We start from the raw sequence: 24,321 nt of genomic DNA on the forward strand, positions 1-24,321 counted from the left end.
GTGCCGCAGCTGATCCAGGCGGTGCCCGAACTCGCCACGCCACAACCGGCGGTGGCCGCCGCGACGGCGGAACCGACCGGGGATTCCGCTCCGCCCCGGCCCACCGGGACCGCCGATGTCCGGCAGGTCGTCCTGGAGATCATCAGCGAGCGCACCGGCTACCCCGTCGACATGATCGAGCCCGACCTCGATCTCGAGGCCGACCTCAGCATCGACTCCATCAAGCGGGCCGAGATCGCCGGGGAGTTGGCCCGCCGTCTCGGTGCCGGGGCGGGCGCGGACCTCGCGTCGATGGACGACGACGAGCTGGAGGAGCTGGCGAAGGCGCGGACGGCCGCCGCGGTGACCGACTGGCTGACCGCCAGGCTGGGCGGACCGGCCACCCCTGCCTCCGCCCCCGAGCCCGCCACGGCAGTGGCAGCAGTGGTGGAGGTACCGGCCACGGAGCCCGGAGCGCCCGGGCAGGTTCCACCGGAGGTGACCGGCGAGCCGCCCCGCAGGCATGTGCTGCGGCCGGTCCTGCTCGACGCCGGCACCGACGCCTCGGCCGCCCCCTCCGGGGTGCCCTCCCGCACGCTCTCCGGGACCCGTTGGATCCTCCTCGGGGAAGCCCCGGAGGCGGCGGCCCGGCTGGTGTCCCACGGCGCCGACGTCGCCGTACGGGCCAGGGACCACGTCCTGACCGAGGCGGACGGGCCGGTCGACGGCGTGCTGTACCTCGGCGCCCTCGACGGCGCCCACGACGGCCCCGTCCTGCCGGACGCCTTTCCCGTCCTGAAGGCGGCCCTGGCAGGCGGCCCACGCTGGCTGCTGGCCGTGCGGACCGCCGACGGCGGGACACCCGAGGCCCGTACCGCCGGGCTGCGCGGTCTGTTCCGGACGGTGGCACGTGAGTATCCGGAGCTGGTCGCCCGGGTCGTCGACCTCTGTGACGCCTCGCCGTCCGCCGTCGCGGACGCCGTGGTCGCGGAGGCCGTCGCGCCGGACCGCACCCCGGTCGTCCTGCGGACGGCGGCCGGACGGCACGGCTTCGAGCTGGTGGAGGCGCCGCTCGGCGCGCTCGGCAGCACGGGCGCCGGACCGGCCGGGGACGGAGCCGCCGAGGCGGCGGCGCTCGGACTGGACCGGGACTCGGTGGTCCTGCTCGCGGGCGGGGCGCGGGGCATCACCGCGCAGTTCGCCGCCGCGCTCGCCCGTGCCTCCCGCTGCCGTCTGGAGCTGCTCGGCCGGACCCCCGCGCCGGACGGCCCCGAGGCCGCGGACACCGCGGCCGCCCGTACCCCGGCCGAGCTGCGTGCCGCGCTCGCCGCGCGCGGCGGCGCGAAGCCGGCGGAGATCAACCGTGCCGCCGAACTCCTGCTGGCCCAGCGGGAGATCACCGCCACCCTCGCCGAACTCACGGCGCTCGGCAGCCGGGCCCGCTACCGCTCCGTCGACTTCCGGGAACCCGGGGCGGTGCTCCAGGCGGTGAAGGAGATCCACGCCGAGCACGGCCGGCTGGACGGCGTGGTGCACGCGGCCGGGGTGATCGAGGACCGGCTCGTCGCGGAGAAGAGTGCCGAGTCCTTCCAGCGCGTCTACGGCACCAAGGCGACCGGCGCGGACGCCCTGCTCACCGCCCTGGAGGAACTGCCCGCCGCACCCGCGTTCACCGTGCTGTTCGGCTCGATCTCGGCCGTCCTCGGCAACCGGGGCCAGGTGGACTACGCGGCCGCCAACGACGCGCTGGAGACCCTCGGCGCGGCCTTCGCGGCCCGTACCGGACACCGCGCGGTGACCGTGCACTGGGGGCCGTGGGCGCCCGCGGCCGGGCACGCCGGCATGGTGGGGCTGGAGCTGGCCCGGGAGTACGCCCGGCGCGGTATCCGGCTGATCGATCCCGAGGAGGGCACCGCGGCGCTGCTGCGGGAACTGGCCTGGGGCGAGGAGTCCGCCACGGCCGTCGTCCACACCGCCTCGGGCTGGTGACGGCGGCCGTGGCTGCACGTCACCGGCCCGTCGCCATCGTCGGCATGGCGGTCCTGCTGCCCGGCGCCGCCGACCTGGACGCGTACTGGCGGAACCTGCGGGACGGCGTGGACGCGATCGGCGAGGTGCCCGAGGGCCGCTGGGACGCCGAGTACTACCGTCCCGGCAGCGCGTCGGAACCGGCTGTCGCGGACCGGGTGTACGCGCGGCGGGGCGGGTTCGTGGACGGGCTGGCGGAGGTGGAGGTCACCCGGTTCGGGATCATGCCCCACTCGGTGGCCGGGACCGAGCCGGACCAGCTGATCGCCCTGCACGTGGCCTCGGCCGCCCTGGACGACGCGGGCGGCCCGGACCGGCTCCCCGACCGAGCGCGCGTCGGCGTCGTCCTCGGCCGGGGCGGCTATCTCGGTCCCGGCCTGGCCCGGCTCGACCAACGGGTCCGGACGGCCGGCCAACTCGTGCGCACGATGGGCGAGTTGCTGCCCGACCTGACGTCCGACCAACTCGGCCGCGTACGGGCGGCGTTCACCGAGCGGCTCGGTCCGGACAGTCCGGAGTCGGCGATCGGCCTGGTGCCCAATCTCGCCGCCTCCCGGATCGCCAACCGGCTGGACCTGCGCGGTCCCGCGTACACCGTGGACGCGGCCTGCGCGTCCTCGCTGGTCGCCGTGGACCAGGCGGTGGGCGAACTCGGCTCCGGGCGCTGCGACCTGATGCTCGCGGGAGGCGTCCACCACTGCCACGACATCACGCTGTGGAGCGTCTTCTCCCAGCTCCGCGCCCTCTCCCCCAGTCAGCGCAGCCGCCCCTTCCACCGGGACGCCGACGGCATCCTGATCGGCGAGGGGACGGGCGTCGTCGTCCTCAAGCGGCTGGCCGACGCCGAGCGCGACGGCGACCGGATCTACGCGGTGATCCGGGGCATCGGGGTGGCCAGTGACGGCCGGGCCGCAGGGCTGCTCAACCCCGATCCGGGCGGTCAGGCACAGGCCGTCCGGCAGGCGTGGCGGGCCGCCGGGCTCGACCCGGCCGAGCCCGGTTCGATCGGTCTGCTGGAGGCGCACGGCACCGCGACCCCGGCCGGCGACGAGGCCGAACTGACCACCCTCGCCGAGGTGTTCGGCCCCGGCGAGGGCGAAGCGGTGCTGGGGTCGGTCAAGTCGATGATCGGGCACACCATGCCCGCCGCCGGGGTGGCCGGCCTCGTCAAGGCCGCGCTCGCCGTGCACCACGGCACGCTGCTCCCGACACTGCACTGCGACGACCCGCACCCCGCCCTGGCCCGCACCCGGTTCCGCACCCTGGAGAAGGCGGCCGACTGGGAGACCACCGAGCGGCAGCCCGTGCGCCGGGCCGCCGTGAACGCGTTCGGGTTCGGCGGGATCAACGCGCACGTGGTGCTGGAGGAGGCGCCCGGGGCCCGCGGAGCCCGCGCGACCGCCCCGCCCCGCCCGGTCCTGGCGGTGACCGAACCCGAGCGGGTCCTGCTGCTCGCCGCCGACTCCCCCGCGCGCCTGGCCGCTCTCCTGGACGCCGACGACGACACCGTACGGGCCGCCGGACTCGCCCCCTCGCAGCCGCACCCGGACGCGGGCCCTGCCCGCCTGGGCATCGTCGACCCGACCGCGAAACGGCTCGCCCTGGCCCGCCGCGCGGTCGGCAAGCGGCGTGCCTGGCACGGCCGCGGTGACGTCTGGTTCCGGCCGAGCCCCCTGCTGGGCGCCGACCGGGGCGGACCCGCGTTCCTGTTCCCGGGCCTGGAGGGCGACTTCACTCCGCAGGTCGACGACGTGGCCGCCCACTTCGGTCTGCCCACCCTGTCCGTCGCCGGGGACCGGACCGATGACGTGGGCCGCCACGGTTTCGGTGTGGTCGCCGTCGGCCGGCTGCTCGACACCGCGCTGCGTCGCAGCGGGATCGTGCCGGCCGCGGTCGCCGGGCACAGCGTGGGCGAGTGGACGGCGATGGCGACGGCCGGGCTGTACTCCGGGGACGAGGTCGACGCGTTCATGGCCGACTTCGACCCCGACTCGGTATCGGTCCCGGGGCTGGCCTTCGGGGCGATCGGCGCGTCCGCGGAGCGGGTGCTGGCCGCCCTGCGGGACGAGAGCCGGGCCACGGCGGGCCTGGTGCTCTCCCACGACAACGCGCCCGGCCAGTCGATGGTGTGCGGGCCGCAACCGGCGGTCGAGGAGTTCGTACGGACCTTCCGCGCCCAGGGTGTCCTCAGCCAGGTGCTGCCGTTCCGGTCGGGCTTCCACACGCCGATGCTGGAACCGCATCTCGGCCCGATCAAGGAGGCCGCCGACCGGTTCCGGCTGTATCCACCGCACACCCCGCTCTGGTCGGGGACGACCGCCGCCCCCTTCCCCGAGGACGAGGCGGGGATACGGTCGCTGTTCGTCCGCCATCTGCTGGAACCCGTCCGCTTCCGGCAGCTGACCGAGGCGCTGTACGCGGCCGGACACCGGGTGTACGTCCAGGTCGGCCCGGGCCGGCTCGGCTCCCTGGTCGGGGACACCCTGGGCGACCGGGACCACCTGGCCGTCGCCGCCAACTCCCCCCACCGCACGGGCCTCGCCCAGCTCCGCCGGGTGGCCACCGCGCTGTGGACGGCGGGAGCGGCGGTGGCGCCCTCCCTTGCCTCCCCCGCGTCGCCCGGCGGGGCCGCGCGGGCAGCACGGCCGCCGGTGCGGCTGGACCTGGGCGGCGCCCTGGTGTCCCTCGCGCCGCAGCGGCTCGCCGCACTGCATGCCGAACTGCGCACCCCGGTCCGCGCCCCGGTCCGTGCGGCCGGCCCCGCCGGTGCGTCGCCGCTGGACGCCCTCGTCGAGGGCTCGCCGATGGCCGCCGAACTGTCCGCCCTGCTCCACGAGACGGCGGACACGGCGGCCGTCCTCCTGACCGCGCGGGCCGCGGCTCCCGCGGCCGCCCGGCAGACAGGCCCCTGGCACAGCGACGTCCACGTCTCCCCCGACACCATGCCCTACCTGCTGGACCACTGCTTCTTCCCGCAGCGGCCCGGCTGGCCCGAGGTCGCCGACCGGTGGCCGGTCGTCCCGGCGACGACGATCGTGCAGCACATCGTGGACGCGGCGGCGGACGCGGCGCGGGACGCGGCCCCCGGCACCTTGCCGGTCGCCGTGCACGGCGCGCGGTTCGAGGAGTGGCTCACCGCCACCCCGGCCGTCGACGTGCCGGTGACCGTGACACCCGAGGGCCCGGACCGGCTGGCCGTGTCCTTCGGCCCCCGGGCCCGCGCCACCGTCGAACTGGCCGCCGCCCACCCGCCGCCGCCCGCCCCGTGGTCCACCGACCCCGGCGCCGAGCGCGCCCCGGAGCACACCGCCGCCCAGCTCTACGAGGAGCGCTGGATGTTCCACGGCCCGGCGTTCCAGGGCGTCACCGAACTCACCGCGATCGGCGACCGCCACGTCCGCGGGGTGATCACCACCCCGTCCGCGCCCGGCGCGCTGCTGGACAACGTCGGCCAGATCCTCGGCTACTGGATCATGGCGACCCGGACCGAGCGGACCGTCGTGTTCCCGGTCGGGATGCGGGAGATGCGCTTCCACGGACCGCATCCGGCGCCGGGGACCCAGGTCGGGTGCCTGGTGCGGATCACCTCGCTGACCGACGCCTTCCTGGAGGCCGACGTCCAGCTGACGGCCGGGGGCACGGTGTGGGCCGAGTTGTACGGCTGGCAGGACCGCCGGTTCGACAACGACCCGAAGACCCGGCCCGTCGAGCGCTTCCCGGAGCGCCACACGCTGTCCGAGACCCGTCCGGGCGGCTGGCAGCTGCTGCACGAGCGGTGGCCGGACCTGGCGTCCCGTGAGCTGATCATGCGCAACTCCCTCGGCGGAGAGGAGCGTTCGCAGTACGCGGAGCACGCGCCGCGCGGGCGCCGGCAGTGGCTGCTGGGCCGGATCGCGGTGAAGGACGCGGTACGGCGCCGGCTGTGGGACCAGGGCGAGGGCCCCGTCTTCCCGGCCGAACTGCGGGTGCGCAACGACGACGTCGGGCGGCCGTACGTCACCGGCGTGCACGGACGCGTCCTGCCCGCGCTGGACGTCTCGCTGGCCCACTGCGCGGAGGCGGGCGTCGCGATCGTCCGGCCGCACACGCCGGGCCCCGGCCCGGGGATCGACATCGAGGAGGTCACCGACCGCACCCCGCAGACCCTCGCCGCCGCCCTCGGCGAGGACGAACTACGGCTGCTGCGCGCCCTGTCGGCCGGCTCCGGCGGCTCCGAGGCCCTGTGGTTCACCCGTTTCTGGGCCGCGAAGGAGGCCGTCGCCAAGGCGGAGGGCACCGGATTCGACGGCAGGCCACGGGACTTCACGGTGCTCGACGCGACACCGGCCGGCGACCGGCTGACCGTCGCGGGCCGCCTGGAACGCGCCTACCCCGTGCACTGCGCACCGGCCGCCAACCCGCCCCGGCTGCCCGACCGTTCGTACGTGGTGGCCTGGACGACGGGACACCCGACCGCAGAGGAGTACGACACCCGATGACACCCCCCACCCCCCGCACCCCCGTCACCGCCGACGAGCAGTCCGTCCTGGCCGATCTCACCGGCATGCTCACCCGACTCCTGCAGGACGAGTACGGGCTCGACGACATCGAGATCGACATGCAGACCACCTTCAACCGCGACCTGGAATTGGAGAGCATCGACCTGGTCACCCTGGCCGGCCTGCTCCAGGATCGGTACGGCGACCGGGTCAACTTCGCCGAGTTCCTGGCGGACATGGAGTTCGACGAGATCATCGAACTGACCGTCGGACGGCTCGTCGAGTACGTCGTGACGAGTCTGAAGGCCGCGGAGGCGAGCTGAGCCATGGCGATGGTCGACACCGGCTCCGTCCGGTTGCACGTACAGCGGATCGGCCCCCGGCAGGGCCGGCCGGCCACCGCCACCGTGGTCCTGGTGCACGGTCTGCTGACCGACAGCCTGGCCAGCTACTACTTCACCGTCGCCCCGGCGTTCGCGGCCGCCGGCCTCGACGTCGTCATGTACGACCTGCGGGGCCACGGCCGCAGCGAGCGCCCCGCCGAGGGCTACACGCTGGACGACAACGTCGACGACCTGGAGGCGCTGCTCGACCGGCTCGGAGTGACCGCTGCGGTGCACCTGGTCGGCAACTCCTACGGCGGCACGATCGCGTTCGGCTACGCGGCCCGGCACCCCGAGCGGGCGGCGAGCGTCACCCTCGTCGAGTCCGAACCGGCCACCGCCGCCTGGGCGGTGAAGCTCGGCGGGATCCTGGACCGGGTCGTGACCCAGCTCGCCCACCACGAGTCCGACGCGATCGCCTGGATCACCGCGAACCGCGGCCACAACACAGCCCGGCTGGCCAAGGGGGCGGCCCGGCTCGCGCGGGAGACGTCCCTCGGGCGGGACATCCCGGCCAGCCAGGTGCTGACGGACGAACAGATCGCGGCGGTGCGCTGCCCGGTACTCGGACTGTACGGCGCCGACTCCGACCTGGCCGAACTGGCGCCCTGGCTCCGGGCGGTGCTGCCGGACTGCCGCACCGTGGTGATCCCGGGGCATGAGCACTCGGTCCTCGTGGAGGCCTCGGGGACGGTCGGCGGGCACATCCTGTCCCTCGTCGACGAGGCCGGGCGGGTGGCGGCGGAGGCGACGGGGTGAGCCGGTTCCTGTTCGTCGTACCGCCGTTGGTGGGTCACCTCAACCCGGCCGTCGGCGTCGCCGCCGAACTCACCGCACGGGGCCACCGGGTGGCGTGGGTCGGCCCTGATCCGGAGCTGGTCGGCCGGCTGGCGGGCCCCGGGGCGGGGGCGGTGTTCGCCTGCGTTGGGGCGCCGCCCGGAGAGCGGCCCGCCGACCTGCGCGGCCCGGAAGCGCTGAAGTTCCTGTGGGAGTGGTACCTGCTGCCGCTCGCCGAGGCGATGGCGCCGGGTGTGCGGGCGGCCGTCGAGGCGTTCCGGCCGGACGTCGTCGTCGCCGACCAGCAGGCCTTCGCCGGCGCGCTGGTCGCGGAGCGGCTGGGCCTGCCGTGGGCGACCTCCGCGACCACCTCGGCCGAGTTCACCGACCCCCTCGCCGGGCTGCCCAAGGTCGGGGCGTGGCTCGACCGGCGGCTCGCCGCACTGCGGTCCGCGATCGGCGATCCGGCGGGTGACGCCGACCCCCGCTTCTCGCCGCACCTCGTCCTGGCCTTCAGCACACCGGAGTTGGCGGGTGACGCGCACGACGGCGTCCGCTGGGTGGGCCCGTCGATCACGGCCCGGCCGTCGGCCGCCGGCTTCCCCTGGGAGTGGCTCGACGGCGGCCGCGCCACCGTGCTGGTCACGCTCGGCACCGCGAACACCGACGTCGGCGGACGGTTCCTCGAGGTCTGCCGGGAGGTGCTGCGCGAGCGGGCCGACCGGGTGCAGGGCGTGATCGTCGACCCGGGCGGCACGCTGGAGCCGCGGGGCGACGACAAGGACGTGCTGATCCTGCCGTCGGTGCCGCAACTGGCCCTGCTGGAGCGGCTGGAGAGGGGGTCCGGCGCGGTGGTCTGCCATGCCGGGCACAACAGCGTGTGCGAGGCCCTGTGGCACGGGGTCCCCCTGGTCGTCGCCCCGATCCGCGACGACCAGCCGGTCGTCGCCGGACAGGTCACCGACGCGGGAGCCGGGGTGCGGGTGCGGTTCGGCCGGGTCACCGCGCGGCAGCTGGGCGCGGCGGTCGACTCCGTGCTGGACGAACCCGGACACCGCGCCGCCGCCGACCGGATCCGTACGGCGTTCCGCGCCGCGGGCGGCTCGTCCGCCGCCGCGGCCCATCTCGAGGACCTGGCAGGGGAGTTCAGATGAGCGAAGAGAGCAAGCGCGCCGAGCGGATCGCCGAGGCCCGTCCCGCCTACCGGGCGGACATCGCCGCCGGCCCGGCCCGCTTCTTCGAGCCCCGCCGCACTACCTGCCCGTGGTGCGGCTCGGCGGCGCTGACCACCCGGCTGCGCACCACCGACCTGCTCCAGCACAAGCCGGGCCGCTTCGTCCTGGACCGCTGCGAGGGCTGCGGGCACACCTTCCAGAACCCGCGACTGAGCGCCGAGGGCCTGGAGTTCTACTACCGGGACTTCTACGACGGGCTGGGCGAGAAGAAGCTCGGGGACACCTTCGGGGGCCGGACGAAGATGTACCGGGGGCGGGCCGGGTCGATGCTGCCGCACGATCCCGCGCCGAAGACCTGGCTGGACGTCGGCACCGGGCACGGTCACTTCTGCGCGGCCGCCCGGGAGGTGCTGCCCGGGACGACCTTCGACGGGCTGGACTTCACCGACGGCGTCGAACTCGCCGAGCGGGAGGGCCGGGTGGAGCACGGCTACCGGGGCGCGTTCCCCGAGCTGGCACCCGAACTCGCCGCCCGTTACGACGTGGTGAGCATGTTCCACTACCTGGAGCACAGCACCGATCCCGACCTCGAACTGCGCGCCGCGCACGGGACGGTGCGCCCCGGCGGCCATCTTCTCATCGAGGTGCCGGACCCCGAGAGCCGCTACGCGCGGCTACTGGGCCGCTGGTGGCTGCCCTGGCTCCAGCCGCAGCATCTGCACTTCGTGCCGGTGGCCAATCTGCGGGAACGGCTCACGCGGCTGGGCTTCACGGTGGTGGCGGAGCAGCACGCCGAGCCGCACGACCCGGTCGACCTGCTCGCCGCCGTATGGCTGGCGCTGGACCACGCGGCGCCGCGCGAGGACGCGCCGTGGCTGCCCGAGCCGCCGGGCGCGCTGCGCCGCACCCTGCGCGGGGCGCTGCTGGTCGCCGGGATCCCGGCGCTGATCGCGGGCACCCTGCTCGACCGGTTCGCGGTGCGTCCGCTCTCGCACCGGCTCGGCGTGTCCAACGCGTACCGGATCGTGGCCCGGCGCGACTGACGGACCGGTGCGCGCGCGGGTTCCGCCGTGCTAGCTTCACCCCCTTCCCTTCAACAGGAATCCTGACGATCAACGGCACGGCTCGACGAACGGAACGCGCATGTCCCTCCTGGCCAGACCGGCGGTGGCCGCCCTCGCCGCCAAGACGATGCAGGGGCTCACCGGGCTGGCTGGCCGCCGTTCCGGTGGCCCCGGCTCCGCCGCCGACGGGCAGGCGCGCTTCCCGGAGTACCCCCGCGCGGTGCGTGAGCTGACCGTGCCGACCTCCGTCGCCCCGGCACAGGTCACCGTGTACGCGCCCCCGGCCGGGACGGCGACGCCCGCGCCCGTCCACGTCAACTTCCACGGTGGCGGCTATGTCGTGTCGATGCCGGAACTCGACGACGGGCTCTGCCGGTGGCTGGCCGCCGAAGCGGGGGTGGTCGTGGTCAACGTGAAGTACGTCGTCGCCCCGCAGCACCCGTTCCCGGCTCCGCCGACGCAGGCCTTCGAGGTGGTGCGCTGGGTCGCCGAGCACGGCGCGGAGCACGGCTGGGACGGCGGGCGGCTCACCGTGGGCGGACAGAGCGCGGGCGGCGGACTCGCGGCGGCCGTGGCCCGCCAGGCCCTGGAACAGGGCGGGCCCGCGATCGCCCTCCAGGTGCTGCACTACCCGCCGCTGGACCTCGCGACCAGCGCGAAGGACAAGAAGGCGGCCGTCGCCAAACCCATGCTGCGGCCCTGGATGGCCGAGATCTTCGACACCTCGTACGTGCCGGATCCGCGTGAGCGCACGCACCGGCTGGTCTCGCCCGCCCATGCCTCCGACACCGCCGACCTGACGGGCATCGCCCCGGCGCTGGTCATCACGGCCGAGTACGACCTGCTCAGGAACGAGGCGGTGCGGTACGCGGAGCGGCTGGGCGCGGCCGGTGCCCTCGTCGAGCACCACGACCTCGCCGGGGCCGACCACGGCTACGACACCAAGGACGACGAACAGGCCCGGATCACCTACGCACTGATCGCCCGTCATCTTCGACGGGCGACCGACGCCGGTACGCCGCAGGCCTCTTGAGGCCGCGAGGGGGCGGGAGGGCGCGTCCGCCGCACCGGACGCCACCCGGGTGGTCCCAAGGCGTCGTCCGCCGCACCGGCGTTCCCGGCCACCCGCCCCTCCCCCGGGCGTCGCCCCGGGCGGCCGCCGGCCTCTATCCGGCGGCTTCCGGCAGGGCGACGCCCAGCTTCTCGGCGCGCTCGGTCAGGTCGCGCCACACCTTGGGCGCCACCGGGACGCCCTTCTCCCCGCGGCCGGCGGCCACGGCGGCACTGCGCTCGCCCGGGTAGAACACGCCCTGCGCGCCGTCCGCGGCCGGCAGGCCCTTGAGCGTGTCCAGCGTGGCGTCCACGGACTCGGTGAAGGCCTCCGCGCCCCCGAAGGCGGCCGGGTCGACGGCGATGAGCAGGGCGTTCTGGCGGTGCTCACGGCCGGCCGGGTCGTCCGAGTGGAACGACGCGAAGATCGGCGCCCCCACGAGCACGCTGGTCAGCAGCTCGAAGGCGAGGGACATGCCGGAGCCCTTCACCCCGCCGAGCGGGAGCGGCATGACCGCCTTCTCCGGATCGGTGGTCGGGGTGCCGTCCCCGGTGGCGGCCGCGCCTTCCGGCAGCGGGGTGCCACTCGCCTTCGCCTGCCGGATCTTGCCGAGCGCGATGGTGGCGGTGGCCATGTCCAGGAGCAGCGGCGCGTGCGCCGACGAGGGGTCGGTGGGGACGGCGATGGCGAGCGGGCTGGTGGCGACCGCCGCTCCCCTGACGCCGGTGTAGCCCATGTTCGGCATCCCGGCGACGAAGCCGATGCCGACCAGGCCCTGCTCGGCGATCTTCGACACGTAGTAGCCGATCGCGCCGGTGTGCACCGTGCGGCGTACCCCCACCGCGGCGATGCCGGTCGTCCGCGCCCTGGTCACGGCCTCGTCGGCCGCCGGGCCGAGCGCCACCGGGCCGGGAGCGCGGTCGGCGTCCAGGACGGCCGCGGCCGGGGTGCTGGACTCGACCGTGATCCGGGCGTCGGCGTTGGCGACGCCCTTCTCCAGCAGGTCCAGGTAGGCGGGAACCCGGGCGATGCCGTGCGAGTCGACGCCGCGCAGCGCGGCCCAGACGAACACGTCGGCGGTGGTGCGGGCGTGTTCGGCGCTCAGGCCGCCCTTCTCCAGGAGGGCGGCGGAGAAGGTGCGCAGGTCGTCTGCGGGCACCAGGATCTTCGTGGGTGGGGTGGACATGGTGGCGGTGCCTCCTGGTTCAGCGGGTGACGAGGACGTCGACGACGGCGGTGGTGCCCTCCGCCACGGCCTTGAGGGCGCGCTCGAGGGCGGGCCCGAGCGCCTGCGCGGTGTCGACGGTCTCGGTGTGCATGCCGAACGGCTCGGCGAACTGGGCCAGTCGGGGCAGACGGTGCAGGTCGGTGCCGAGCCATTCACCGGTCTCGGCGGCCGCTCCGTCGGGGTAGAACCTGCGGTGGTTGAGGTTCATCGACTTGTAGACGCGGTTGTTGAACACCACGATGAGCAGCGGGAGTTCGTACGCCTTGCTCGCGTCGTACGAGGGGACGACCGGGTTGTAGGTGAACGCGCCGTCGCCGATGGTGAGGACCACCGGCCGTTCCCTGGCGGCGAGTTTGACGCCGAGCGCGACCGCGATGCCCTGGCCGAGGCCGCCCTGCACATAGAAGTACGAGTCGGGGGCGGCCGTGCGCAGGTGCCGCTTGACGATCCGGCTGTGGGTGATGGTCTCGTCGACGACGATGCCGTCCGCGCCGTCGAGCAGCTCGCGCAGCGTGGCGGCGACCAGCACCGGGTCGACGCCCTCGGTCTCCCGCTGCGCCTTGGCCCTGGTCTCGGCGTCGGTGACGGCGGCCTGCTCGGCGGCGTGCCGCTCGTCCTGCGCGGTGCGCCGTACGGCGACGGCGGCCTCGTCGAGATCCTTCGCCCGCTTGGCGAGCTGCCGCAGGGTGTTGGCGACGTCGCCCTCCAAGTACCGGTCCGCGAACAGGACCTGGTAGACGACGTGCGGTCGCTGCGGCACCTCGTCGATGACGACGACCTGTGCCTTCGAGGGGCGGCGCGACGGCGGGTAGAACGGGGCACGGCAGTTGACGAGGAGGATGAGGTCCGCCTCGTCCATCCACGGGCCGATGTCGCTGCCGGCGTGCAGCGGGTGGGTGCGCGGGAAGTTGCCGCACACCGCGGAGTCCGGTTCGACGACCGGGATGTTCCAGGCCTCGGCGAAGGCGACGAGGGCCTCGAACCCGCCCGCCTCCCGGCCCGCGGTCTCGGTGACGATGACCGGGTTCGTCGCCTCGCGGATCAGCCGGGCGACCGGGTCGACCTCCTCGGGCGAGCTGTGCGTGGAGCCCGGCGGCACGAGGGGCTTGGCCTCGCGGCCGTCCCAGTCCTCCAGCAGGATCTCCAGCGGGACGTTCAGGTACGCCGGGCCGGCCGGGGCCCGCCAGGCCAGCTCGGCCGCCCGCGTGACCATGGTGGGCAGGGTGTGGACGCTGGCGGCCTCGGTGGACCACTTGGTGAACGGAGTCGCGACGCCGTGCGGGCCGCCCACGATGGACAGGTTCCGGTACCACTGGCCGCCCGGATCCTGCCCGGGGCCGTCACCGTAGGTGGTCGACTCCGAGGAGCTGACCACCATCGGGACGCCGGCGAGCAGCGCCCCGTGGACGGCCATCGAGCCCTGGAGCAGGCCGGGGGCTGCGTGCAGCAGCACGCCCTGCGGCCGGCGGCTGACCAGGCCGTAGCCGGTGGCCATGCCCACGGCGACGGTCTCGTGGGTCAGGTCCAGGTACCGCGGGCAGGGCAGTCCGTCCCGGTGGCGCCGGGCGAGGGACTCCCATACCGGGGCCCACTCGGACCCGGACGAGCAGAACAGGTAGTCGGCGCCGACGGCGTTGAAGGCGGTGACGAGCGCGTCTCCGCCGTCGGCGCCCGGTGCACGGGTGGTGTCGGTCATCTCGCGTGGTTCCTCAGCCCTCGATCGGCCAGTTCAGGACCTCGGAGATACCGCGGCCCATGATCCACTCCAGCTCCTCGGGAGTGAAGTCCCAGTGCTTGGTGAACTGCTCGATGGTGTCGGTGTAGGTGATGCCGTGGCCCAGCAGGCGGGTGATGTCGGTGCCGTAGAAGCAGCGCTGCGGGCCCATCTTGTCGACCATCTCGCGCACGTACTTCTGGATGTTGTTGTTCGGGAACGGCTGCGTCGAGTAGCCGGGCAGCGCGGACACCTTGACGTAGATGTTCGGGTGGGCCGCGAGGTCCGCGGTCTCCGCGACCCAGTACCCGATCGCGTCGTCGACGCAGCGCGCCATGATGCCCATGTGGTCGATGATGATCTTCAGCTCGGGGTGCTTGGCGGCGATCTCGCCGAGCTCACGCTTCCAGATCGGGGCGTGCACCATGGTGGGGATGCCGAGCTCCGCGGCGACGGGCCAGTACCAGTCGTTGGTGCCGTCGATCATCCAGTTGCGGTCCTGCGGCCGGTGGAAGGTCAGCCGCGTGCCCTTGATGTACGGGTTCTGCGCGAAGTCCTTGAGCATGGCCTTGCCCTCTTCGGGCTTGTTCTGCGGGATGCGGGCCATGATGCCGAAGCGGTCCGGGTGCGCCTCACAGGCCTCCAGGGCGTAGTCGATGCGGTCGCCCTCCCAGGACGGCGGCAGGATCAGCGCGCGGTTCACGCCGGCCTCGTCCATGAGCTCGAGGGCCTCCTCGTAGGAGAAGGGGTCCTCGCGGTGGCCGTTGAGGCGGATCCGCTCCCGGGCGCCCGGGACCCAGGGGCGGTCCGGGGTCTCTTCCAGCCAGATGTGGATCTGCGTGTCGACGACGAACATGTCCCGTACTTCTTTCTCTCGGTAGGGCACGTGGTGAGGCGTTGCGGAGGGAACGCTAAGCGGCCGGAAAGGCCTTGCGGAGCCTCTGGGAGCGCAAGCTGTTGTTGCGTGAAAGTGCGCTGTTCGCAGGGCACTTTCAGGTTGCGCGAGCGGTCGTCGAAAACGGTTTCTGAGCTTGTTGCGCAACCGGTTGCGCAGCAGGCTTCTCGGCCTGTTGCGCAACCGGTTGCTCGACCTGCTTCGGCGGCCTGTTGTGAAACCGCTTCCCGGCCTGCTTCAGCCGCCCTGTTGCGCAACCGCTTCCCGGCCTGCTTCAGCCGTCCAGTTGTGAAACCGCTTCCCGGCCTGCTTCAGCCGTCCGGTTACGCAACCGGTTCCCGGCCTGCTTCTCAGCCTGCTTCGGCCGTCCTGTCTCTCAGCCGGTTTCCCGGCCTGTCTCAGCTGCTGCCGGAAGCGCTGTCGAAAACGGCTTCGACGATGTGCTCGGCGATCGCCATGGAGGCCGTCGCGGCCGGCGAGGGCGCGTTGCGGACGGCGGTGACCCGGCCCACCCGATGGATACGGAAGTCGTCCACGAGGGTGCCGTCCCGGTCCAGGGCCTGGGCGCGCACACCCGCGCCGCCGCGTACGACGTCCTGGACGCCGACCGCGGGGACGTACAGCTTGGCGTCCTTCATGAAGGACGCCGCCGAGAACGACCCGCGGTACTCCCTGACGCCGGTGCGCCAGTGCTGGGCCGCCATCTTCCAGACGCCGGGGTAGGCGGCGAGGCCGAGCAGGTCCCTCGGGGAGATCCGGGTGCGGGTGTACCCCTCCCTGGCCAGGGCCAATACCGCGTTGGGGCCGACCTCCACCGAGCCGTCGACACGGGGCGTGAAGTGGACGCCGAGGAACGGGTAACGGGGGTCCGGCACCGGGTAGATCAGGCCCCGCACCAGGTCGGTCTTCTCCGGCCTGAGCAGCATGTACTCGCCCCGGAACGGGACGATCCGCGGCTCCCGCCGGTCCTGCGCGAGGCCGGCCACGGTGTCGGAGTGCAGGCCCGCGCACAGGATCAGCCGGTCCACCCGCTCGCGCCGCGGTCCGGAGACCACCTCGATGCCGCCGGTCACCTCGGTGAGGGAGGTGACCGGGAAGCCCGTCCGCACCACTCCCCCGGAGCCGGCCACGTCCTCGGCGAAGGCACGGGCGATCGCCGGGTAGTCGGTGATCGCGGTGCGCGGGGAGTACAGGGCCGCGACCCCGCCGGCGTTCGGCTCGATCTCCCGGATCTCCTCGCGGGAGACCTTCCGCAGATCGGGCACATGATTGTTCCTGGCCCGGTCGTACAGGGCGTTCATCCGACCGAGCTCGTCCTCGCGGACCGCCACGACCAGTTTGCCGATCTCGCGGTACGGCAGCTCTCGGTCCTGGCAGTACGCGCGGAGCAGGGCCACGCCCCGTACCGTCAGCTCGGCCTTGAGACTGCCGGGCGTGTAGTAGATGCCGGCGTGCACGACACCCGAGTTGTGGCCGGTCTGATGGAGCGCGACCTCCCGCTCCTTCTCGAAGACCACGACCCGGGTGCCGGGCCTGCTCAGGGCGATCTCGCGGGCCGTGGCCAGCCCCACGATGCCGGCGCCGACGACGCCGATCGTCTCGTCAGCCATCGCACACCTCCTCTTTCTCGTTGTCCCTGCTCCCGATCGTCAGCCGCCGAAGTGCACAGCAACAGTCTTGACGCGCGTCGAGAAGCGCAGGACTTCCTCGCCCTGCTCCTTGTAGGCGGTACCGGAGTCGTGGAATCCGCCGAAGGGCAGGTGGACGTCCCAGCCGGTGGTGGTGGAGTTGACCGCGACCTGTCCGCACTCGGCCTCGTCGACGAAGCGGTGGGCGCAGGCCAGGTCACGGGTGAAGACGGCGGCGGCGAGGCCGAATCCGGAGTCGTTGACCGCCTCGACGGCCGCGTCGAAGCCCTCGACCGCGCGCAGGACGAGGACCGGCCCGAAGACCTCCTCGCGCCAGATCGCCATCTCGGCGGTGACGTCCCCGAGCACGGTCGGCTGCACATAGCAGCCGAAGACGCGCTCGCCCTCGGTGTCCGCCCCGCCGCCGGTGAGGACCGTGGCTCCCTGTTCGACCGCCCCGGCCAGGTCGGCGAGGACGCCGTTGCGCTGCTTGACGCCGGCCAGCGGGCCCAGCGTGGTCGCCGGGTCACTGCCGGAGCCGACTTTCAGCTTCTCGACCTCGGCGACCAGCAGCCGGGTGAACTCCTCGTACACCGGCCGCTCGACGACGACCCGGCTGGTGGCGGTGCAGCGCTGGCCGGCCTGCCCGAACGAAGCCGCCACGACGGCCTTCGCGGCGGCCGGCAGATCGGCGTCCTTGAGCACCACCGAGGCGTTCTTGCCGCCCAACTCGCCCTGGAAGCGCACATTGCGGTCGGCGAGACGGCGACGGATGCGGTTTCCGACGGCGTTGGAGCCGGTGAAGGTGATGCCGACGATCCGCGGGTCGTCGAGGAGGGCCTCCTCGATCTCGGCGGTCCGGCCGGTCACCACGTTCAGCACGCCCGGGGGCAGTCCGGCGTCGTGCAGGGCGCGGGAGAAGTGCAGACCGGAGACCGGGGTCTCGGTGGCCGGCTTGAACACGGCCGCGTTGCCGGTGGCGAGCAGCGGGGCGAGCTTGCGTGCGGGCGTGATCAGCGGATCGTTCCAGGGGCTGATCACCAGGATCACGCCGATCGGCTCGCGCTGGGTGTGGGTGCGGTGGTTCGGCCGTACGTCGTGCAGGAGGGTGCCATAGCCCTGGCGGGCGAGACCGGCGTAGTACTCCAGGAAGTCGGCGGACTTGAGGGTCTCGCCGGTCGCCTCGGTCAGCGTCTTGCCGTTCTCCGCCGTCACGTCGGCGGCGATCTCCTCGACCCGTTCGCGGATCAGCCGGGCCGCGGCGGTGAAGATCCGGGCCCGCTCGAAGGGGCTGGTGCGCTTCCAGAGCGCGAACCCGCGCTCGGCGTGGTCGAAGGCACGGGTGACGTCCTTGGCCGTGAGGGCCGGAACGCGGGCGACGAGGATACGGACGTCGGCGGGGTCGAGGACGTCGATCCAGTCGGCGCTCGCCACCCACTCCCCGCCCACGAGGGTTTCCAGGGTACGCATCTCGGGTCACTTCCTTTGTCGGCCAGGGTGCGGACTGTGACAACACACCACGTCACGGCGGTGCCGCCAGCTCTGTGGCAGCAGGCATTGGTTGCGCCGCACGCGGGTGGGCGCGGCCCCGATCCATGCTGGAATCGGCAGGCCGGAGGCCTGACCGCGTCTCCGCCGACCTACCGAACTGCCGACCCACCGAGGAGAACCGGACATGCCCTACGCCGTCGTCGCCCACTACCGCTGCGCCCCCGCCGACGAGAGCGCCGTCCGCGCCGCGCTCCTCCAGGTGCGCGAGCACACCCGTGCCGAGCCGGCCAACGAGGGGTACGAGGTGCACGCGGTCGAGGGGCAGCCCGGCGGATTCCTGTTGTACGAGCGGTACGCCGACCGGGCCGGGTTCGAGGCGCACAAGGCGGCCGAGCACTTCGAGAAACTGATCGTGGCCACCGTGTGGCCACTGCTGACGGACCGGACGGTCACCTTCGCCGAGGCGCTGTAGGGCGAGGTCCTGTACAGCGCGGGCCGGGCAACTTCCTTGAGCTGCCCGGCCCTTGTCCGCCGCTGTCAGAACTCGTTGCCCCACACGTAGCGGGCGACCGTCTCCACCAGCACCAGCTTCCTGCGCTGCTCCTCCGTGGTCAGCAGCGGCCGGCTGGCCACGTCGGCGAAGCCCCGGGAGGGCGACACCGCCGCGTCCTCGAGATCCTTGAACTCACCGGCGGCGTCGAGGCGGGCCATCACCGTGTCGATGTCCTCGAGTTCGGGCACGGTCGCGTCGACCACGCCCAGGCAGACGTCCCGGTCCTCCGGCAGCGCCCGGACGAGGTCCAGCTCGGCGTCGGTGCCCTGGTCGAAGGGCAGGACCCAGCGGTCGGCCGGTACCGCGCCGTACAGCCGCTCGGCGCGCGCCCGGTCCACGGCCCCGGGGGCGGCGAAGCCGGGGGCGACCCCGATCCGTACGCCCTCGGGACGCTCGTCGAGGCGTACCGCGAGGGCCTCGACGGCGAGGGCGTCCTCGAAGGACAGGGCGCCCGGGTCGGCCGGGTCCGTCGCCAACTGGACCAGCAGGAGCGGGTTGTTGAGCTGGATCAGGCGTACGCCCTTCGACACCAGGAGCTCGATCTCGGCCTGGATGATCTCCGCGAGGGCCTCGCCCAGTTCGCGTGCGGAGGACACCCCGAGACCGGGGCGGTAGGTGGTCGCGGCGAGGTAGGCCGGGGAGGGCAGCGAGACCTTCGGCGCGATCACCGTCAGCGCGGTGAGCCGGTCGGTCCGGTCGGCGAGCAACGGCCCGTTCGCCTTGGGCAGGGACTCGGCGACCCAGCCGGCCAGACCGTCCGCACCGACCTCGCCGGTACGGCGGAAACCGGTCACCGCGTCGAGGACGGCGCCCCGGAAGTCCTCACGCGGGAAGTCGCCGTCGGTGACGACGGTCGAGCGGAGCCTGCGCTGGAGGACGACCGCCTCCTCGATCGCCGTCCGTTCGGCGGCCGCCCGTGCCTCCGGGTCGCCGGCCGCGCGGGCGGCGACCAGTTCGGCGGGGCGGACCAGGCTGCCGTGGTGGTCGATGCGATAGTTGAAGGTGTCCGCCATGGGTCACGCGTCCTTTCCGGGCCCGGCGGCGCCCGCGACGCCCCAGGCGGCGAACTCCAGCTCGTAGCCGAGGGCGGCGAGCACCTCGTCGGCGATGGTCTGGTCCTCGTCCGCGGTGCCGCCTGCGATGCCGAGGCCGCCGATGATCTCGCCGTCCTTCTTGATGGTGACGCTGCCCTCGGTGGCCATGATCGGCATGGCCGCGCCCGGGAGTTGGGAGAGCTGGGCGAAGAACACGGGCTGGCTCTCCTGCCACTTCTTCAGCATCGTGCCGGGCCGCTGCATGACGGCCGCGGTGTACGCCTTGGCGCGGGCGATGTCCGGGGTGAGGGGGCGGGCCCCGTCCGGGCGGCGGATGGCGATGGGGAAGCCGCCGGCGTCCACGACGGCGACGCTCACCGCCTTGCCCACGGCCCGGGCCCGCCGGGTGGCGGCCTCGATGATCTCCTCGGCGGCGGCCAGGGTCAGGCTGCTCATACGGCTTCCTTCGGTGCGGTGAGGGTGCGGCGCAGACGGGCGACGGCCTCGTTGTAGGCCTGGGGTGCCTCCCAGTACATGGAGTGCGGGGCGCCCGGGACGATCTCCAGGTGCGATCCGGCGAGCAGTTCGTGGGCACGGGTCACGGTCTTGACGCTCAGCACGGCGTCCTTCTCGCCCGCGAGGAAGGCGACCTTGACGCCCGACGCCTCGATCTCCTCCAGCGAGGGGCCGTTGGTGTCGAGGTTGCGCAGGTCCTGCATCCTGGCGACGTTGAAGGTGCCCATCTGCTGGAACAGGAACGTCAGATCGGCGCGGTCCCGTTGGAAGGCCTTGGTCAACAGCCGGTCGATGACGGGGAGTTCGACCGCCTCGGCGCGGTCGGCGGCGGCCAGTTCCTTGAGCTCCGGGTGGCTGATGCCGCCCAGCGAGTGGCCGAGGCCGACGCAGGAGACGCGCTCGGGGCGCAGCAGGCCGGCGCGCAGGGCGGCGACGGAGCCGATGGACTGGCCGACCAGCATGACGTCGGTCAGGTCCTCCTGGTCGAGGACGGCGACGACGTCACCGGGGAAGTCCTGGCCGTCGAACTCCGCCATGGACGAGTCGGATTTGCCGAAGCCGCGCAGATCGACGGTGACCACGGTGAACTCGTCGCGCAGCGCGGCGGTCTGCTGCCACCAGGCGGCGTGGTGGCCGCCGCTGCCGTGCACGAACAGGATCGCCGGACCGCTGCCGTGGCGCTCGTAGTAGAGGGAGGTGCCGTCGGAGTCGGCGAGGGGCATGGGAGGGAACTCCTCAGCGTAGGCGCTCAGTTGGGCCGCTTGGCGTGGTACACGAGCTCGATCATGGTGTGGTCGGGGTCGTGGATGTAGCAGAACTTCGACTGGTTCTCCGGGCGTTGGACGGGCCGCGTGTGCCGGATGCCCAGCTCGGCGAGGTGCTCCAGGAAGTCGTCCCAGTCGTCGACCTCGACGGCGAAGTGATAGGGCGCCATGCGCTCCATCTCCTCGACCGGGGTGAAGTGCAGGTCGAAGTTGCCGCGGGTCATCAGCACGACCCGGGTGTTGGACTTGGGCATGATCCGCTTCATGCCGAAGACTTTCGTGTACCACTCGGCGGTGCGGTCGGGGTCGGTGGTGGGGAAGTTGACGTGGTGGATGTAGCGGGGTTCCGCGCTCATGTCTGGTGGTTCCCTTCGAGGTGAACGGGGTTGGACAGCACACCGATGCCGCTGATCTCGACCTCCACGGTGTCCCCGGGCTCGATCCCGCAGGTCGACTCGGCGCCCATCCACAGCACGTCCCCGGGCCGCATGGTGATGTGTCTGGTGATCTCGACGATGAAGTCGAAGGGGTCGAAGACCATGTCGCCGGTGGGGAACGAGGCCCGCTCCGCGCCGTCGACCCGCAGGGTGGTCGTCTGTGCCAGGGCGTCGACGTCGGTCTCGATCCACGGCCCCATCGGCTTGAAGGTGTCGCTGTTCTTGCTGCGCCAGAAGGTGCGGTCCCGGTGCTGCCAGGTGCGGGCGCTGACGTCGTTGCCGATGGTCCAGCCGAAGACCGCCGTGCGGGCCTCCTCGTAGGAGGCGTGCCGGATCGTGCGGCCGATGACGGCGACGAGTTCGGGTTCGGCCTCGAACCGCCCCTCGACCTCGGCGGGCTTCACGATCGGTGAACGGTGCCCGGTGAGCGCGTTGTTGGCGCGGTAGCCGACCTCCGGGCGGACCGGCAGGACGGCGGCGGGGTTGCCGAGCCGGGCCGCGTGCTCGATGTGCCGGGGGTAGTTCAGTCCGACCGCGTAGAACACGGGCGGGACGACGGGCGGCAGCCAGTCGGCCGTGTCGCGCCGGACGGTCCCGACGGTTTCGGGATCGCCTTCCAGGGGGGAGCCGGACAGCAGCTCGACGTCCGTCTCCCCCACCCGGCCCCACCGCGCCCGTCCGTGGACCGAGAGTCGCGCGTACCTCATGGCGCCAGCTGGTGGGAGACGCGCTTGGTGACCAGGTAGGCGTCCAGCGCCTCGGGCCCGCCCTCCCGGCCGTATCCGCTGTCCTTGACGCCGCCGGAGGGCGCCTCGTGGACGGAGCCCCCGCAGTGGTTGAGGGAGAGGATCCCGGCCTCCAGCTCGGCGGACAGCTTCTCGGCGGTCGCGGCGGAGTCGGTGAAGCCGTAGGCGGCGAGGCCGTAGGGCAGCGCGTTCGCGACCGCGAGGGCCTCGTCGAGGTCGCTGAACGGCACGATCGGCGCGATCGGCCCGAACGGCTCCTCGTGCAGCAGTTCCGCGTCCTCGGGTACGTCGGTCAGGACGGTCGGCGCGAAGAAGTAGCCGGGCCGGTCGGGCCGTTCGCCGCCGGTGAGGACCTTGGCACCGCGCGCGGCGGCGTCGGCGGTGAGCCGCTCCACGGACTTCAGCCGGCGTTCGTTGGCCAGCGGGCCCATGGTGGTGCCGGGCTCGAGACCGTCACCGACGACCACCGCCTCGGCGGCCCGCACGAACTCGGCGGTGAACTGCGCCACGAGGCTCTCGTGGACGAGGAAGCGGCTCGGTGAGGTGCAGACCTGGCCGGCGTTGACGAACTTCGCCCGGGCGGCCTTGCGCGCGGCCTTCACGGGGTCGGCGTCCGCGCAGACGATCACCGGGGCATGGCCGCCGAGTTCCATCAGCGACGGTTTCATGACCTGGCCGGCCTGCGCGGCCAGCAGCTTTCCGACCGGCACCGAGCCGGTGAAGGCGACCAGCCGGATCAGCGGGGAGGCGATCAGGTGGGCGGAGACCTCGGCGGGCTCACCGAAGACGAGGTTCAGCACACCGGCCGGGAGCCCCGCGTCGGTGAAGCAGCGCACCAGTTCCATGGCGGTCGCCGGGGTCTCCTCGGAGGCCTTGACGACGATCGAGCAGCCGGCGGCGAGCGCGGCGGAGATCTTCCGCATCGGGCCGCCCGCCGGGAAGTTCCACGGCACGAAGGCGGCGACCGGGCCGATCGGCTCACGGCGGACGGTCAGTACCGTGCCGGGCTCGGCCGGGATGATCCGGCCGTAGGCGCGGCGGGCGTCGTCGGCGTGCCAGCGCAGGGTGCCGGCCACCCGGCGGGCCTCGCCGGTCGCCTCCGCGAGCGGCTTGCCCTGCTCCAGGGTCATGATCCGGCCGACCTCGGCTGCGCGCTCGGTGAGCAGGTCGGCGGCGGCGTGCAGGAGGCCGGTGCGTTCGGCCACCGGTGTCGCGCGCCACACCTTGAAGCCGGCGGCGGCGGCTTCGAGCGCGCGGTCCAGGTCGGCGGGGTCGGCCAGGGGCACGTCCCCGATCACCTCCTCGGTGGCCGGGTTCACGATCGGGGCGGTACGTCCGGTGCCGCCCTGGCACCACTCGCCCGCGATGTGGAGGCGGACGGCGGGGTAGCCGTGGTCGGTGGTCATGGGTGGGTGCCCTCTCAGGCTGGGGAGTCGATGAGGCTGAAGCTGCTCAGGAGGCGGTGGTGGCGTCCTGGTCGCGGTTCGTGCGCAGTGCCCAGATGTGGTGCGGCGGGGTGGTCTCGTGGACGCGGGTCTCGTAGGTGTCGTCGACGCGGTCCATGTCGGCGGCGTACTCGACGCGGCCCCCGCACGGGGCGTGCAGGAAGCGGAAGACGTTCGAGCCGACGGTGTGGCGGCCGAGCCGGCGGGCCTCCCGCCAGCCCTTCTCGATCATGTGGTTGCCGCCTTCGACGACGTCGTCGAAGCCGGGCACCTCGTAGGCGATGTGGTTGACGCCCGCCCGGTCCGGGCGGTGGCAGAGCAGCATGGTGTGCTGGTCGTCGTCGCCCGGGGCCTGCAGGAAGACGCCCATCGGCTCCACGACGTCGGTCGGCCGGAAGCCGAGGACGTCGGTGTAGAAGGCGACGGCCTCGTCCTTGCCCGCCTTGGCGGTGTTCAGCGCCACATGGCACATGCGCAGCGGGTACGCCCGCGTGAGCGGCTCCAGTGGGGTGTTCCACCGGTGGACGGCGCCCGTCGCGTTGGCGGGACGGGCGGCGACGGTGACCGGCTTGGCCCGGGCCAGGGTGAGGCCTACGCCGAAGCCGCTGAGGTCGGCGGTGTGGAAGACGCCGTCGGCGCTCTCGCGCACCGCGCGCCGGCGGCCGGCGGCCTCGGCCAGGCGGGTCAGCTCCTCGCGGGTGTCGACGCCCCAGACGACCTCGCGCAGGGTGGGTCCGTCCTCCACCGGCGGGGGCAGCAGCGGGTTCGGGGCGGTGTCGAGGTGGAGTGTCTGCCCGGCGAGGGTTTCGAAGACGGCGTGTTCTTCGGTCCGCTCCACCAGGAACAGGCCGAAGTCCTCGAAGAACCGGACGCATGCGTCGAGGTCGTCGATGCCGTAGGTGACCGATTCGATTCTCTGGATTCCCATGGATTCC

Annotated in this window: 20 protein-coding genes; 8 read left to right on the forward strand and 12 right to left on the reverse strand. The window is 73.2% G+C overall.

What is annotated here, in order from left to right; all coding sequences use genetic code 11:
- The 7 genes from ACFVYS_RS40815 to ACFVYS_RS40845 form a co-directional block, all read left to right on the forward strand.
- On the forward strand, positions 1 to 1,968 hold a 1,968-nt coding region (locus ACFVYS_RS40815), incomplete at its 5' end, for an SDR family oxidoreductase (protein ID WP_389510553.1).
- A gap of 44 nt (positions 1,969 to 2,012) precedes the next feature.
- Entirely contained in the window at positions 2,013 to 6,485 is a 4,473-nt protein-coding gene (locus ACFVYS_RS40820; protein WP_389510598.1) for a beta-ketoacyl synthase N-terminal-like domain-containing protein, read from the forward strand.
- A complete protein-coding gene (locus ACFVYS_RS40825; protein ID WP_389510554.1) occupies positions 6,482 to 6,808 on the forward strand; it encodes an acyl carrier protein in 327 nt (108 codons plus the stop codon). The genes ACFVYS_RS40820 and ACFVYS_RS40825 overlap by 4 nt, the downstream gene beginning before the upstream one ends.
- A 3-nt stretch (positions 6,809 to 6,811) precedes the next feature.
- Entirely contained in the window at positions 6,812 to 7,627 is an 816-nt protein-coding gene (locus ACFVYS_RS40830) for an alpha/beta fold hydrolase (RefSeq protein WP_389510555.1), read from the forward strand.
- Positions 7,624 to 8,799 carry a glycosyltransferase gene (locus ACFVYS_RS40835; RefSeq protein ID WP_389510557.1) on the forward strand — a complete coding sequence of 392 codons (1,176 nt, stop codon included), beginning with the start codon at positions 7,624 to 7,626 and terminating at the stop codon, positions 8,797 to 8,799. Before ACFVYS_RS40830 ends, ACFVYS_RS40835 begins: the two co-directional genes overlap by 4 nt.
- The gene (locus tag ACFVYS_RS40840) at positions 8,796 to 9,863 is read left to right on the forward strand and encodes a class I SAM-dependent methyltransferase (RefSeq protein ID WP_389510558.1); all 1,068 of its coding nucleotides are present in this window, start codon (positions 8,796 to 8,798) and stop codon (positions 9,861 to 9,863) included. The genes ACFVYS_RS40835 and ACFVYS_RS40840 overlap by 4 nt, the downstream gene beginning before the upstream one ends.
- Before the next feature lie 100 nt (positions 9,864 to 9,963).
- Positions 9,964 to 10,917 (forward strand): alpha/beta hydrolase fold domain-containing protein, encoded by a 954-nt coding sequence (locus ACFVYS_RS40845; protein WP_389510560.1) that lies wholly within the window; start codon positions 9,964 to 9,966, stop codon positions 10,915 to 10,917.
- Positions 10,918 to 11,050: 133 nt separating this feature from the next.
- Here the strand turns inward: ACFVYS_RS40845 and ACFVYS_RS40850 are convergent, their stop codons facing one another.
- The 5 genes from ACFVYS_RS40850 to ACFVYS_RS40870 all read right to left on the reverse strand — a co-directional run bounded on the left by ACFVYS_RS40850 (position 11,051) and on the right by ACFVYS_RS40870 (position 17,870).
- Positions 11,051 to 12,121, reverse strand: coding sequence for an Ldh family oxidoreductase (locus tag ACFVYS_RS40850; RefSeq protein ID WP_389510562.1), 1,071 nt, complete (start codon positions 12,119 to 12,121; stop codon positions 11,051 to 11,053).
- Between the two features lie 19 nt (positions 12,122 to 12,140).
- Entirely contained in the window at positions 12,141 to 13,859 is a 1,719-nt protein-coding gene (locus ACFVYS_RS40855; protein WP_389510564.1) for a thiamine pyrophosphate-dependent enzyme, read from the reverse strand.
- Positions 13,860 to 13,872: 13 nt separating this feature from the next.
- Positions 13,873 to 14,733, reverse strand: a complete 861-nt coding sequence (locus ACFVYS_RS40860; RefSeq protein WP_062642913.1) for an amidohydrolase — start codon at positions 14,731 to 14,733, stop codon at positions 13,873 to 13,875.
- 437 nt (positions 14,734 to 15,170) lie between these two features.
- Positions 15,171 to 16,382 carry an L-2-hydroxyglutarate oxidase gene (lhgO, locus tag ACFVYS_RS40865; protein WP_389510567.1) on the reverse strand — a complete coding sequence of 404 codons (1,212 nt, stop codon included), beginning with the start codon at positions 16,380 to 16,382 and terminating at the stop codon, positions 15,171 to 15,173.
- A gap of 39 nt (positions 16,383 to 16,421) precedes the next feature.
- Positions 16,422 to 17,870 carry an aldehyde dehydrogenase family protein gene (locus tag ACFVYS_RS40870; protein ID WP_389510569.1) on the reverse strand — a complete coding sequence of 483 codons (1,449 nt, stop codon included), beginning with the start codon at positions 17,868 to 17,870 and terminating at the stop codon, positions 16,422 to 16,424.
- A 205-nt stretch (positions 17,871 to 18,075) separates the two neighbouring features.
- Between ACFVYS_RS40870 and ACFVYS_RS40875 the strand changes: the two genes are divergently transcribed.
- Positions 18,076 to 18,363 (forward strand): putative quinol monooxygenase, encoded by a 288-nt coding sequence (locus ACFVYS_RS40875; RefSeq protein ID WP_389510571.1) that lies wholly within the window; start codon positions 18,076 to 18,078, stop codon positions 18,361 to 18,363.
- Positions 18,364 to 18,428: 65 nt separating this feature from the next.
- Here ACFVYS_RS40875 and ACFVYS_RS40880 read toward each other — a convergent pair whose 3' ends face one another.
- From ACFVYS_RS40880 to ACFVYS_RS40910, 7 genes are read right to left on the reverse strand one after another with little or no spacing between them, the layout of a single operon-like run.
- On the reverse strand, positions 18,429 to 19,457 hold the full coding sequence (locus tag ACFVYS_RS40880) for a methionine synthase II (cobalamin-independent)-like protein (protein ID WP_389510573.1): 1,029 nt from the start codon (positions 19,455 to 19,457) through the stop codon (positions 18,429 to 18,431).
- Positions 19,458 to 19,460: 3 nt separating this feature from the next.
- Positions 19,461 to 19,934, reverse strand: coding sequence for a heme-binding protein (locus tag ACFVYS_RS40885; protein ID WP_389510575.1), 474 nt, complete (start codon positions 19,932 to 19,934; stop codon positions 19,461 to 19,463).
- Positions 19,931 to 20,716 (reverse strand): alpha/beta fold hydrolase, encoded by a 786-nt coding sequence (locus ACFVYS_RS40890; protein ID WP_389510577.1) that lies wholly within the window; start codon positions 20,714 to 20,716, stop codon positions 19,931 to 19,933. Before ACFVYS_RS40890 ends, ACFVYS_RS40885 begins: the two co-directional genes overlap by 4 nt.
- A 26-nt stretch (positions 20,717 to 20,742) precedes the next feature.
- Positions 20,743 to 21,114 (reverse strand): VOC family protein, encoded by a 372-nt coding sequence (locus ACFVYS_RS40895; RefSeq protein ID WP_389510579.1) that lies wholly within the window; start codon positions 21,112 to 21,114, stop codon positions 20,743 to 20,745.
- Positions 21,111 to 21,902 carry a fumarylacetoacetate hydrolase family protein gene (locus ACFVYS_RS40900; protein ID WP_389510581.1) on the reverse strand — a complete coding sequence of 264 codons (792 nt, stop codon included), beginning with the start codon at positions 21,900 to 21,902 and terminating at the stop codon, positions 21,111 to 21,113. Before ACFVYS_RS40900 ends, ACFVYS_RS40895 begins: the two co-directional genes overlap by 4 nt.
- Positions 21,899 to 23,347, reverse strand: a complete 1,449-nt coding sequence (locus ACFVYS_RS40905) for an NAD-dependent succinate-semialdehyde dehydrogenase (RefSeq protein ID WP_389510583.1) — start codon at positions 23,345 to 23,347, stop codon at positions 21,899 to 21,901. The genes ACFVYS_RS40900 and ACFVYS_RS40905 overlap by 4 nt, the downstream gene beginning before the upstream one ends.
- Positions 23,348 to 23,393: 46 nt before the next feature.
- Positions 23,394 to 24,314, reverse strand: coding sequence for a VOC family protein (locus ACFVYS_RS40910; protein WP_389510585.1), 921 nt, complete (start codon positions 24,312 to 24,314; stop codon positions 23,394 to 23,396).
- Positions 24,315 to 24,321 lie beyond the last annotated feature (7 nt).

The sequence above is a fragment of the Streptomyces sp. NPDC058295 genome (assembly GCF_042880655.1).
In the GTDB taxonomy this organism is placed as follows: Bacteria; Actinomycetota; Actinomycetes; order Streptomycetales; family Streptomycetaceae; genus Streptomyces; species Streptomyces coriariae.